Here is a 13,299-nt window from a genome sequence, read left to right on the forward strand (position 1 = left end):
TGACGTGGTGTCAGTTTCTCAAAACTGACACCACCTATAAGGTACCACCTATCAGTAAAAAAGCCCGCTACTTAATATAGCGGGCTTTTTCATTTCTGCCAGCTGACTTATTTATCCCACCATACGGCTTGATAAATATCGTCGACGACAACAGCATTCTTGTTGTAGTTTCGCTCATCCTGCGAGGTAGGTAAACGTAGTGGAATCGCTTTTTTGGCTGATTCCTGATTGGCTTTCAACGCTGGAAAGCCTGTCCGACGCCAATCGTTATAGCCCTCCGGCATGGAAAATAAAGCTATGTATTTCTGTGTGATAATTTTTTCAAGCGTAATCGAAGCGGCCGTTTCGCTGGCTACTTTCGCCTTAAAACCTGCAGGAATATCGGCGCCAGTAATACGTTTCACGGATGCCGCAACAGCGATGTTGTAAGCGGCTGCGGCATCGGCTGCTTTTCCAGACCGTAGTTGCGCTTCGGCTTCGATAAATTTAGCTTCGGTGTAGGTAGCTAACGGCGTAGGTGAGTCAGGCGAAGCAATGGCAGGGCCGGGATCGGATATCGCTGTATTGTTAACCTCTTCGGGCGCCAGGCCTGAATAACCGCCTGCCTCATCTTTAGCCACTAAAAAGGGTAAGCGCGGATCGGCTGTTGCCGTCAGATAGTCCACAAAAAATTTGCCCATTTTTATATAACCAGCCCGGCTCGACAGGAAATCGTACCACTGATTGTAGTTACCGGCTATATCATAAAAGACCGCATTCATATCCGGCTGATCGGCCGAGACCTTGCTTAAGGCAGCCAGCGCCTGGGTAGCGCTGCCCGCCGGGTCAACCTGACTCAGCCGGTTGGCATAACGAGCTTTGATAATATAAGCCGCATTAATCCAGGCTTTTGTATCACCCTTAAAAATAATATCATCGGCAGCGGGCACAAACGTATTGGCAGATACAGGCTGACTCAACTCCGAAATGGCCTGATCCAGTAAGGTCTGAATGCCTTTTATGACGTCCTCCTGCTTGTCGTATTTAGGCTGGAAATTTCCCTGTAAAGCCTCGGCAGCCTCGGTAAAGGGTACATCGCCCCAGAAATCCGTAGCAACCCCCAGATTCATCGCCATAAGGACCTTCGTCATACCTGTGTAATAAGGGTTCCCCGTGCCGTATTTGTCCAGCAGCGTTCTGGCGTTAATAAGCGTACCATTATAAATCGTTGACCACTCATTGGTAATGTCGCCTTCCGTAATTACGTATCTCCCGAAGTTTTGTAGCTGCTCCTGATTGCCAGCCGCTTGTTGGGCTAAAACGCTGCTGATTCGGGCTATCTGTCCCCCAAACGTAGCAAACGTAGACACTTCAGCGCCCGACAGAAGCAGGGCGGCTGACGCCGTTTCGGGCGAGTTCGGGTTGACACCGTATTCGTCAAACTGTTTGGTGCAGGAACTGGTAATCAGGGATAATGCCAGGCCCGCAAGAAGTATGTTCTTCATAATTGAAAGTCGTTAGTAGTATTAAAATCCGAAACTGACGCCGAAGATGTAGGAGCGTGTGCCGGGGTTATTGAAGTAATCGAAACCCTGCAGGTTGGAACCGGCACCCGTCAGGCTCGTTTCGGGGTCCACACCTTTGTAATTCGTGTTCAGATAAAGATTCCGGCTCGAAACAGACACATCTACGTAGTTAAGGTATTTTTTGACCTTGATACGGTAGCTCAATGCTACTTCGCGAATACGGAACCAGTTTACGTTTTCAACAAACTGTTCGGCGGCTCCGGGGCCATCTCCCAGATACTGACCAAAGTAAGCCAGAGCCGTAATTTCCTTCGCGTTGGCTTCGCCAGTTTCGGTTACGCCAGGAATTACGTAAGTACGCTCACGATCTGCCGACTCCTGTGTACGACCGATACGTTGCAGACGGCCATATGTACCGTTCCAGATAGCACCGCCATGGCGAATATCAATCAGCGCCGTCAGCGTAATGCCTTTGTACGTAAAGGTGTTGCGGATATTACCGAGCCAGTTTGGGTATGGGTTACCAATGTTTTGCTGTTGGCCCTGCAGTAAAGGAATACCGTTTGAACCGATAATCAACTGGCCTGCATCATTACGTTGCCATTTGGTACCGTATAATACGCCCAGCGGCTGGCCAACAATAGCGTAGCCGCCAATGCCATTAAAGGCCGACTCCAGACTCAGCTCCGTTACCCCTTCCGTCAGCTGAAGTACTTTACTGACGTTCTTGGACCAGTTCAGATTAATATCCCAGCTAAACGATGGCGTTTTGATCGCGTTGATACCCAGCATTACTTCAATACCCCGGTTGCGTAACTGACCCGAGTTGGTATAGCTAGCGGTGAAGCCAGATCCAGGTGCCGTTGGGCGCGTCAGCAGGATATCGACCGTCGTTTGCTGGTAGGCTGTTACGTCCAGATCAATCTTATTGTTAAGGAATTTAACATTCAGGCCTGCTTCGAGACCTTTTACCCGTTCGGGCCTCAGATTAGGCGTTCCTACTACGCCGTTATAATACGAATAGCCGTTTACACCACCATACGGGAAGTTCAACCCGTTCGTGAATCCGTCCGTATAGGAGGGCTTGCTGAAGTAAGTACGGGTTCGATACGGAACGGGCGGAATACCCGATTCTGCGTAGGCTAACCGAACTTTACCAAAGCTTATCGGCGTATTTTTCAGCACAGTTTCGGTGAAAACCCACGATAGCGAAGCCGATGGATAGAAGAAGTTGTTCTTCTGCGTGCGCTCGAAGGTCGAAGACCACTCGTTACGTCCCGTCAATGATAGATACAACTGATTGGCATAATCAAAATCGAGCTGCCCAAAAACAGCCGTTGTCAGTCTGCGCACCCCTGAATTAGATGCATATAACTCCGCTGCGTTGCCTAAGTTATAGAAATTAGGTATGGCCAGATCACGACCCCTGGCGAAGTTTTCGGTGAAATTGAACGACGTAATGTTATGCCCTGCGGTATAATTTACCCCGAACTTCTCGCTGAATCGGTGTTCTCCTCTCAGAATCAAGTCGGAGTAAACATCACGGCTGGTGATATTGTCGTAGTTCACCTGACCGTATCCCTGTGCATTGTCATCGCCATTTGAGCTAATCGAAAAAACCTGCTGCCGGGCATCGGAATACGCATCGGCACCAATTTTATACGTTAAATCCAGGTGCGCGTTCCGGTGATAATTCAGGTAAACATTGCCTACCACCCGGTTGATATCATCCGTAAATGGGTTGTTGTATGCCGTGTAATAGGGGTTGTCGTACAAAGAATAATAGGTGCGATCAAAACCATTCGGAAATTGGTAATTCCGCAAATCATAAGACGCCGGTGCCCGAAGCAAACCCAGCATGATCCCAGCCACATTGCTACCATTCTGGGATTTAATCCCACCTGACTTGATATAACTAACCGTACCGCCGATCTTCAGGTTGTCGGTCATGCTGGTTTCGCCCGTTACCCGGATCGTATTCCGTTTGTAGTCGGTATTGGGAACTACCCCGTTTTGAATCAGATTACCGTACGAGATACGAAAATTGGCTTTATCATTGCCACCTACCAGAGCTACGTTTGTGGTGTTCGATACCGCCGTTTTAAAGAAATTGCCAGGATTATCGAATGCCTGCAATGTCGGATCACTCGAAATTTTGGGTCCCCAGCTATTCGGCGTTCCAGCGGCAATGTCATCATCCGTATTAAAGCGCTGGTCAGGTCCTGCATCGGCCGTTGAAAACTTACCGCCATTCCCCTGGGCGTACACCGACTGCAGCGCAGGCAGCTTATTCACCTGAGACAGTTCCAGCCGATAACTGACCGTTACGCCAATGCCTTTTTGGCTACGACCTTTTTTGGTTGTGTAAACAATGGCTCCATTTCCGGCTCGGGCCCCATACAAAGCCGCAGCCGCCGGACCTTTCAGAATAGTGACCGAAGCAATATCATCGGGATTAATGTCCAGCGCCCGGTTCGAGTTGTTCACCCCGCCCAGGTTGGCATTAAACGGATAATCGCCTGCCGACGACGTAACGGTTTCGTTATTGATCGGTACACCATCGACCACAATCAGGGGTTGTTGTTCGCCCGTGAAGGTGGACGGGCCACGTAGCACAATCTTACTCGAAGCGCCCGGCGTACCTGACGAACTGGTTACAATAACACCGGCTGTTTTAGCCGCCAGACCCTGAATCACGTTTGGTTCACCGGATCGGGTTAGAGCCTCGCCAGCTACGTTCGAGACTGAGTACCCCAGCGTTCGCTTTTCCCGCTGGGCGCCCAGCGCCGTTACGACCACTTCCTGCAACTGCTTTGTGTCGGCTTTCAGGGCTATGTTGATCGTCGTTTGTGAGCCTACGGCCACCTCTCTTGACTCAACCCCAATGAAGCTGAAGATAAGGCTGGCATCAGCCGGAACGCTTAGACTATAATTCCCCTGAGCATCGGTATTTGTACCTTTAGTAGTGCCTTTGATCTGGACGTTGGCGCCAGGGAGCGCATTGCCATCTTCGGCTGTCGTGACTTTACCGGTCACGGTTCGGTCTTGTGCATAAGCAGAGCTGAGTGAGCTAAGCAGCACTAGTCCCCATAGAAGCTTTTTCATAAGTAGTTGATTAAGTTAATGAATAAGAGAAAGACACAGTTTGAAACGAATAGCTGCAAGCGCTTTCAGGAATGCTCCAAAAAGAATAGCAGAAAATGACAGAATAGGGTGTAGACTCCCAGAAACAGAGAGACGTGCGTGAGTGCTAATCCAGAAAAACTGGCTCTGTGAACAAGGCGGAAGTGGAAAATAATAGTGATAGCCAGGGTCCGCTGTAATTGATGAGTAAGCTATCACTCAGAAGTAGAACTTTTTCCATAAACGTTGATGCTATTGTTCATATGGTGGCAACTATGTGACACCCTATTATTAACTCAAAATTAAATAATTTTAGTATAAATCAGGATATATCTATGTTGTAAGGCAATTATTCTGTACCAACGGTTTATTAGATTTTATAAAACATAGCGTTTATAGGTATTGTAGTTTTAACGAAAGAGATGGGGAATTTGTATTATAGTATGTTTTTCACTAGACGTATCATTGACACATTTTATAAATTAACATGAAAAATATTGTATAATATACATATTCATTGTTCAAAATATTGATATATTATTTGGCACATAAATTCGTGTGCCGTATTATATTTTGACAAAAAAGGAGGAGAAAACGGCTATGAAATATGGTGTTTATGGAGTAGATAAATTGTAGAATAGCTTAAAAGAAAAAAGCGGGCCGACAATGTCGGTCCGCTTTCTGCATTACGCTTTATCCAACTATTAAGGTGTTCGGTCTTATCTAGAATGAATCCGTTTCGGTCGTAGTATATCAGGTAAAAAACTAAATCTGACGGCTTACAGGTATACCGGAAAATCGGTCGGTTACGAATTCAATACAGAAATTTACGGCTTTATCTTCGTGCTGTCATCGCCTGTTCTTCAAAAGTATATTGGGCGGTAGATATATATATTTTTCGGTAGGTAGCTGGCTTGGCGAGAGCGAAGAACACCAAACTTTTTGTCGGTATTCGAGTTATTCAATACAATTAATCAACTCAACACCATGAAAGACGAAAAGGGTATAGATCGTGATGAAACCCAGATAACGGGCCGTACAGAAGGACCCTTTGGTTCGGATGATACCGACGTTGATCGGGAGGTTCAGGATAACAAAAACCGTAAGGAGCAGGAGAACTCGGTGAACGGTTCCGACAGCCTGCAGGTGCGGGGTGGACAGGATGGCCGGAATGACCGCTTCCTGGCTAGCACCGATATGGATAGCAAGAAAGGCTTGCTACGTATGGGTGACACTGATAACAGCACCATGGAGGTTACGGAAGAAGGGCTTGATAGTGCTGTCGCTGGCGAATCAAAAACAAATACAGCTATGGTTGACGTAACGACGCACGGTCCTGACGATTATGGCTCAGCCGATGAGGTTGACGTACCGAAAGCGCAGGAAGAAGCCAAAAAGCAAAAAGATACAACAGACTCCAGCGATAAGCAGCAGGAAGAGCGTGAAGACGATGTAGCCGAAACGGGTACAGATCTGAACAATCAGCCTACCTATTAAGGAAAAAGTGTTTTTAATTCTCAACCACTTAACATATCAACGTTATGAGCGTAAGTAGTAAATCCCGCAAAGAAAGTACTGAATCGTTTGCCGCTCAAGGAATGCATAACACCATGGGTATTCCGCCTGAGCTGGCTCAATTGAACGACAAAAATCTGGATAATGACCTGCCATCCCGTGTGGCTGACAGCAACGATACAGATGTGCCCGGCGACGTAGCGGAAGCTGATTCGCTGGCAGCCGAAGCCGATGATGCCAATGGTATTACCAACGAAAACATCGAAGAGTCGAAGCGGGCTTCGTGGGGACAGCCGCCAGTGTCGGAAGAAGATCTGAGCATAAATAATGCTGATTGGAACCGCGATACAACGGATGATACCGTACCGGCAACGCGCGCTAACGAGCCTGAGCGTACGTTAGGCAATGCCTAAGCAGATTGATAATTACCTATTCAGCGCCCCAATCGTTCACACGTTTGGGGCGCTTTTATTAGGCAGGATGCTGGCTTAACAGTAACTCAATGGCAGGCAGGGGTAGCAAGGTTCCTTTGCGTACTTGTTCCTCTGTCGCAGCCAGTTTGTTTCGAATGCCGGGCTGCTCGTAAAACTGCCTTTCAAGCCGCTGCCGCAGCAGTGTGCGAAACCAGGTAAGCTGCTGTTCCTGCCGACGCTGATCATGATAACCATTCTGAATCGTCAGTTTCTGATAGCGCTGAATTGTCTGCCAGATATTGGTAATTCCCTCGCCAGTCAGAGCAGAACACGTAAGCACGGGCGGGAACCAGCCTGTACCAGTAGGAGGGAATAAATGCAGGGCATTCTGGTATTCAATGCGGGCGTGGTTGGCGGATGCCTGATTCGTGCCGTCGGCTTTCGTTATAACCAGTGCGTCAGCCAGTTCCATAATTCCGCGTTTAATTCCCTGCAACTCGTCGCCTGCACCGGCCAGCATCAGCAACAGAAAGAAGTCGACCATGCTGTGTACAACAGTTTCTGACTGACCTACACCAACCGTTTCAATCAGGATAATGTCGAATCCGGCCGCTTCACAAAGAAGAATGGTTTCGCGGGTATGGTGAGCCACACCACCCAGCGAGTCACCAGCGGGTGAAGGGCGTATGTACGCATTCGGATTTCTGGAAAGCGTTTCCATCCGGGTTTTATCCCCCAGCAAACTGCCGCCCGACCGCTGACTGGTAGGATCAACAGTTAATATGGCCAACCGGTGGCCAAGTTGAGTCAGGTATGTACCAAATGCTTCGATGAACGTACTTTTTCCCACACCCGGTACGCCCGTAATGCCTATTCGAATCGAGTGTCCGCTGTGAGGAAGTATTCCTTCCAGTACCTGTTGCGCCAAAGCCCGGTCATCCGTACGTCGGCTTTCGACCAGCGTAATCGCCTGACTCAGAATCAACCGGTCGTTGGCAAGTATACCATTCAGGTACTGTTCGATGGAAAGACGGGTACGCATTAGTCAGAACCGGGATTTACTGGATTTCTTGGATTAAACTGATTATTAATCAGGTGAATTATGTCTCATTGATTCTCAATCACTATGCTGGTAGGCATCCCATACTTTTAGTCAGTTTGATTATCTGCTCTTTTTCACAAAAACGCACAATTCCTTCGTGATCAGACTATTTAAAATTGACGGTTATTGATAATCACTCTAATCACTCTAATCCCAAGAATCCTGGTTTAAGATCGTCCGGAGTTGTAATTTTAATGTTCTCGTACGAACCGTCGATGAGCGTAATCGGAAAACCGGCGTATTCCATCACACTGGCACAATCCGTAAAAAAAGGTTGCTCTTCTGACTGGAAGGCTTGCCGAAAGGCAGCCAATTGAAATGTTTGAGGGGTCTGCACCAATCGGTAAGCACTACGGTCCACAGCCTGACTGACGCCCTCGGAGCCAACAACCCGAACCGAATCCTTGACGGGAACGCAGGTAACGGCAGAACCGGTGCGGGCGGCAGTTTCGAAACTGTTCTGAATAATTTCGGGCGTAACAAATGGGCGCACGCCATCATGTACGGCCACAAGTCCGGTTTTGGCTTGTATGGCTTGAAGGCCGTTACGTACGGATTGAAAGCGGCTGGCGCCACCGTCTATGAGCTGAACCGGCATCTGAAAATCGTGTGCTTCGCATAAGCTTGTCCAGGTCGCCCGATCGCGGGCAGGTAACACCAGAATAATCTGCGATGCGGGCACGACAGCCAGAAAACGCTCAAGAGTATACTGAAGAATAGGTTTGCCGTTGAGCAGCAGAAACTGCTTGGGTACATCGGATTTCATCCGACTGCCGCTTCCACCAGCAACAATAATGGCAAATCGTGGATGAGTCGGTGCATCGGTAAGTCGGTACGTCATAAAAAATAAGGGGCCCATAGGCCCCAAAATTACGGATTGACTTACTGACTCACTACCGAATCGACTTAAATTATCAACATCGCGTCGCCGTAGCTGAAGAAACGATATTTTTCTTTAATCGCTATCTGATACGCTTCCCGGATCAAATCGTGCCCACCGAAAGCGCTGGTCATCATGATGAGCACAGACTCTGGCAGGTGCAGATTCGTCAGCAGCGCGTTGGCGATTTTGAAGTCGTACGGAGGAAAAATAAACTTATCAGTCCAGCCTTCAACCGGCTTCAGTCGGCTATTGGCGGATACCGACGATTCGATGGCTTTAAGCGACGTAGTACCGATGGCGCACACCCGTTTTCCGGCATCAAGAGCCGTATTCACAATTTGTGCGGCTTCTTCAGGAATGCGGTAATTTTCAGAATCGGTTTTGTGTTTGGTCAGGTCTTCAACGTCTACCTGACGGAACGTACCCAGGCCAACATGCAACGTAATGGGCGCAAAGTGAATGCCTTTGATTTCCATACGCTTCATCATGGCGCGAGTAAAGTGCAGACCAGCCGTAGGAGCCGCCACAGCGCCAATATGCTGGGCAAAAACGGTTTGATAATCGTCGCGGTCGGCTGTTTCGGCCTCACGGTTCATTTCACGGGGAATTGGCATTTCACCCAGTTCGTCCACCGCTTTCATAAATTCTTCGTGATTTCCGTCGAACAGGAAGCGAATGGTACGGCCGCGTGAGGTAGTATTGTCAATCACTTCGGCAACCAGGTCACTATCACCAAAGTACAGCTTGTTCCCAACGCGGATTTTGCGGGCCGGGTCAACCAGTACGTCCCAAAGCTTCATTTCGCGGTTTAGTTCGCGTAGCAGAAAGACTTCAATTTTGGCGCCTGTTTTCTCTTTATTACCGTAGAGTCTTGCCGGAAACACTTTGGTATTGTTGATTACCATTACGTCGCCGTCGTCGAAATAGCTTAGTATATCCGAAAATTTTTTGTGTTCAATGGTTTTAGCTTTGCGGTCAACGACCATCAACCGTGATTCACCCCGCTCCACCGGGTATTTGGCAATAAGACTTTCGGGTAAATCAAACTTGAATTCGGATAACTTCATAATTTATCAGCACGAAAAAGAACGTCGCGTTTTTTGTAAAGGCCGCAAATATAGTGAAAAACCCGGAAAATTGAATATATCCGGGCTACTTTCTTGCAAATCTCACAGAAATAACTTAGAGGTGCGTTTCAATCGGCTTAACGGCGCCATCCGTATTGACATGGGCGCGGTCTTCAACGTGAAATTTGGCCATCAATTCGGGCGATACTTCGTTGGCGTAGGTACCCTGCGCCGATACAAACACACCTTTCATGCCATCGGCTGTCGTTAGGGCATATAATGTCATTTCGTCGCCGGGGTCCGATGTGCCTTCAAAACGGTGGAACTCGTCCACGTTAAACTCTTCACTTTTCAGCTTGGTTCCCGTGCTTTTCTCTTCCAGATAATCTTTTTTTGGGCCAAACTCATGCGTATAGCCGCGACTCCGAAGATCTTCCATCGCTTCGGTTAAGGTGGTGAAATGTTTCATAATCGTAGCAGTATTAAGCAATCTTGTAGCCATACAACTCTATTTCGGGCAGATAGTTTGTTCTTAAACGGGTAATGGTTTACTTCCTGGTCACAAAACCATTTCGGTGCGCAATCGCTTCTTCTGATAAATCCTGCAAAGTTTATTATGTTACGTAGCCTACGCCTGGTCTATACGCTTCTTTTTTTGAGTCTCTGCATTGCCGCCTGTAATACCTACGATGACGCCTTTAACGCCCCGCTGATTCCTGACCGAATCGCGTTCTCTGCCAACCGTTTGTACCCGGAAGGTATTACGTATGCGCCCACGTTGGGCCGTTTTCTGGTTAGCTCGATTACGCAGGGTAAAATCGGTACGGTTGACGAAAAGGGCCGCTACGTCGATTTCATAACCGATTCGCAACTCATCAGCGCCATAGGTATGAAGGTACAGGATGGAAAGCTGTACGTATGCAATGGCGATCAGGGTGTTTCAGATAAAAGCACATCGCAAACGACGCTTAAAACGGCCGGTTTGTTTATTTACGATCTGAGCACAGGCAAAAACCTGCGCCGGGTGAATCTGGCTGCGCTGTTGCCCACGATGAATCATTATGCCAACGACATTGCTTTCGATGCTTCGGGAAACGCCTACGTAACGGATTCTTTTGCACCCGTCATCTACAAAGTACCTGCCGATACCACGCAGGCTATTGTCTTTATGCAATCGCCACTCTTTGCCGGTACGGAAGGGATTAATCTAAACGGAATCGTGTATCATCCCGATAATTACCTGATCGTGGTGAAGGCTAATGAGGGTGTCCTGTACAAAATCCCGCTGACGAATCCGTATGAATTTAAAGCGATAAAGGGTGTGAACTTGCCGAATGGGGATGGTATGGTGTTGTATAACAATGATTTATACGTAGTGAATGGCCGAAATAAAGTAACCCAGTTACGTAGCACCGACAAGTGGGAAACAGCCACCGTGGTTAAAACGGACTCGATTGGCTACGATCAGGCTACTACCAACGTAGTGGCTGAGAATAAGATCTACACAATTAATGCTCGTATTGGTGAAGTGAGTGCCGCTGTTACAGCCAAAAATCCTGGCCTGCTGCAATCCAGCTCGTACAGCATCCAGCAGTTTAAGTAAGGAGCGAAGAGCCCGGAACGATCAGGGAAGAATATTAAAAAACTGTTAAAAAAAATAAACAAATCAATTGGGCAGCTAATTATCATAAGGTGTTGTTTCCAGCACGTTAGATCAACTATAACGTTTTGAAATTCAATTGCCTCATGAAAGAAAAGTACATTGTTGCTGCACTTGTAGCAGCTTTTAGCGTAGGCTTAACTGCCTGCGAAGATCATACCCTTAGTCCAAATGCGCCCTTCCCGGAGCGAATCAATTTTACGGCTGCCCGCCAGTATCCGGAAGGAATTTCGTACTCGTCCCAATTGGCGAAGTTCGTCATTACGTCCATTACGCAGGGTAAAATTGGGACGGTCAGTACAGATGGCCACTATGAAGATCTTATAACCCCGCCAGAGCTGGTCAGCGGTATAGGCATTAAAGTGGTAGATGGGCGCATCCTGGTGTGCAATGGCGATCAGGGCGTTTCGACGAAAAGTACGCCACAAACCACCCGCAAGCTGGCTGAACTGCTGATATTCAACCTGAATAGCCGCCAGCTTGAGCGCCGGGTCGATCTGGATGATCTTTACCCTGGCTCTCCACACTTTGCTAACGACATTGCCATACAACCCGACGGAACCGTATACGTAACGGATTCTTTTGCGCCCGTCATTTATAAAGTCTTATCGTCGGGGCAGGCTAGTATACTTGTTGAAAGCCCGTTGTTCTCGAGTATGACGTTTGGGCTCAACGGTATCGTTTACCACCCGAATGGCTATCTGATTGTTGCTCAGACAGGTGCTGGCAAGCTGTATAAAGTTGACCTGATGAATGGCAATGCGATTACGGAAGTGGGCGGGTTGCCTAGTTTGCCCGGTGATGGCTTGACACTTTTCAACAACGATCTGTACGTTGTTACGGGCAGCGGCAGCCGGGTGGCTCAGGTGCGGAGTACCGATAACTGGCAGACCGCATCGATTATAAAAACAGACGAAATCGGGTATAATCAGGCTACCACCAACGTAGCCGTAAATGGAAGCATTTATACGCTCAACGCCCGGATTGGCGAAATCAGCGCAGCGATGGGAAATGCGGCCTTACTACAGTCGAATGACTATAGCATTCAGAAGTTTAAGTAGGGGGAGGTGTTGAGAGCGGGGTACGAGGAGCATGGTGCGAGGAGAAAGGATTATCTTTAAACTCCCTGCTCCCAGCACCACGCACCCTGCCCCTTGCTCCTTACTCCTTACTCTTAGTCGGGCAATACCTTGATCATGATATCCTTATAATACACTTTGCTCTTCGGATCGTGCCCTTGCAGAGCCACTGTACCGCTGCTTAGTTTTTTCATGGATTTACCGTTACTGATGCTGTCGGGTTCCATGTAGTCATTGATCACTTTGTCGTTGATTTTGATGGTTACGTGCTTGCCCTGTACGTTGATTTGTTCGGTATACCACTCATCATCTTTTACAAATACCTCCTTCACATCCTGAAGTCCATAAACGCTACCCGTTTTGCGCCAATCGGTATGCGTCTGATTTACCTGAATTTCGTAACCTTTCGATGGCCATCCAGACGGCTGATACGCGGTGTGAATAAACATACCTGAGTTAGAGCCGGGCATCGTTTTGACTTGCGCTTTCCATTCGAAGTTCTTGAAATTGTGATTGCCTACCGGACCCTCATAGAACAGATGGGCGCGTGGCCCGTTCACGACAATAGCACCGTCCTGAATGGCGAATGTGCCAGGACTTTCTTCGGTAACTTTCCAACCATTAAACGTTTTTCCATCGAAAATACTGACCCAGCCATCAGCTGACGGCCGACTGATAAAACTGAGAAAAAAACCAACCAGTATCGTGGCGGCTAATAGCGTTAAGCGAGTTTTCATGCGCATAGCGAGTTGTGTTTTGATATAACTCGTTGACTAAAGCATAAACAGGCTGGAAACTAACGAGCCCTATGTGTTTCCACTCGTTTCTTTCCCGGATTTCGCTGACTGAATGCTCTGTATCCGGTTTTTCCGAACAGTACGGGAATGATTTCTGATAACAAATGGCCATTGTTGTAATTTCGTTGTTTATGTAGTGTAAACTCTATTAACGA

The 13,299-nt window shown here is 47.9% G+C and carries 11 protein-coding genes; 4 read left to right on the forward strand and 7 right to left on the reverse strand.

Features of this window, described 5'->3' with window-relative positions; translation table 11 throughout:
• Positions 1 to 107: 107 nt before the first annotated feature.
• Positions 108 to 1,484 carry a SusD/RagB family nutrient-binding outer membrane lipoprotein gene (locus tag LN737_RS12150; protein WP_405519164.1) on the reverse strand — a complete coding sequence of 459 codons (1,377 nt, stop codon included), beginning with the start codon at positions 1,482 to 1,484 and terminating at the stop codon, positions 108 to 110.
• Between the two features lie 21 nt (positions 1,485 to 1,505).
• A complete protein-coding gene (locus tag LN737_RS12155) occupies positions 1,506 to 4,610 on the reverse strand; it encodes a SusC/RagA family TonB-linked outer membrane protein (RefSeq protein ID WP_405519166.1) in 3,105 nt (1,034 codons plus the stop codon).
• Between the two features lie 1,005 nt (positions 4,611 to 5,615).
• Here LN737_RS12155 and LN737_RS12160 point away from each other — a divergent pair.
• Both LN737_RS12160 and LN737_RS12165 read left to right on the forward strand, forming a co-directional pair.
• Complete coding sequence (locus LN737_RS12160) at positions 5,616 to 6,125, forward strand: hypothetical protein (protein ID WP_405519168.1); 510 nt, start codon at positions 5,616 to 5,618, stop codon at positions 6,123 to 6,125.
• Positions 6,126 to 6,169: 44 nt separating this feature from the next.
• Positions 6,170 to 6,556, forward strand: a complete 387-nt coding sequence (locus tag LN737_RS12165; RefSeq protein WP_405519169.1) for a hypothetical protein — start codon at positions 6,170 to 6,172, stop codon at positions 6,554 to 6,556.
• A gap of 58 nt (positions 6,557 to 6,614) precedes the next feature.
• On the opposite strand, the gene meaB is transcribed toward LN737_RS12165, so the two are convergent.
• The 4 genes from meaB to LN737_RS12185 form a co-directional block, all read right to left on the reverse strand.
• Positions 6,615 to 7,598, reverse strand: coding sequence for a methylmalonyl Co-A mutase-associated GTPase MeaB (gene meaB / locus LN737_RS12170; protein ID WP_405519174.1), 984 nt, complete (start codon positions 7,596 to 7,598; stop codon positions 6,615 to 6,617).
• A 202-nt stretch (positions 7,599 to 7,800) separates the two neighbouring features.
• The gene (locus tag LN737_RS12175; protein ID WP_405519176.1) at positions 7,801 to 8,499 is read right to left on the reverse strand and encodes a 2-C-methyl-D-erythritol 4-phosphate cytidylyltransferase; all 699 of its coding nucleotides are present in this window, start codon (positions 8,497 to 8,499) and stop codon (positions 7,801 to 7,803) included.
• Positions 8,500 to 8,564: 65 nt separating this feature from the next.
• On the reverse strand, positions 8,565 to 9,608 hold the full coding sequence (gene queA / locus LN737_RS12180; RefSeq protein ID WP_405519177.1) for a tRNA preQ1(34) S-adenosylmethionine ribosyltransferase-isomerase QueA: 1,044 nt from the start codon (positions 9,606 to 9,608) through the stop codon (positions 8,565 to 8,567).
• A gap of 115 nt (positions 9,609 to 9,723) precedes the next feature.
• Positions 9,724 to 10,077: a hypothetical protein gene (locus LN737_RS12185; protein WP_405519179.1), complete on the reverse strand. Its 354-nt coding sequence runs from the start codon at positions 10,075 to 10,077 to the stop codon at positions 9,724 to 9,726.
• Between the two features lie 147 nt (positions 10,078 to 10,224).
• On the opposite strand from LN737_RS12185, the gene LN737_RS12190 reads away from it, so the two are divergent.
• Together LN737_RS12190 and LN737_RS12195 are read left to right on the forward strand one after the other, a co-directional pair.
• Complete coding sequence (locus LN737_RS12190; RefSeq protein ID WP_405519181.1) at positions 10,225 to 11,211, forward strand: gluconolaconase; 987 nt, start codon at positions 10,225 to 10,227, stop codon at positions 11,209 to 11,211.
• A gap of 143 nt (positions 11,212 to 11,354) precedes the next feature.
• Positions 11,355 to 12,329: a gluconolaconase gene (locus tag LN737_RS12195; protein ID WP_405519182.1), complete on the forward strand. Its 975-nt coding sequence runs from the start codon at positions 11,355 to 11,357 to the stop codon at positions 12,327 to 12,329.
• 113 nt (positions 12,330 to 12,442) lie between these two features.
• Here the strand turns inward: LN737_RS12195 and LN737_RS12200 are convergent, their stop codons facing one another.
• The gene (locus LN737_RS12200; RefSeq protein ID WP_405519183.1) at positions 12,443 to 13,084 is read right to left on the reverse strand and encodes a DUF1080 domain-containing protein; all 642 of its coding nucleotides are present in this window, start codon (positions 13,082 to 13,084) and stop codon (positions 12,443 to 12,445) included.
• Positions 13,085 to 13,299: the final 215 nt, after the last annotated feature.

Origin of the sequence: Spirosoma sp. KNUC1025, assembly GCF_045160025.1 — a bacterium.
In the GTDB taxonomy this organism is placed as follows: Bacteria; Bacteroidota; Bacteroidia; order Cytophagales; family Spirosomataceae; genus Spirosoma.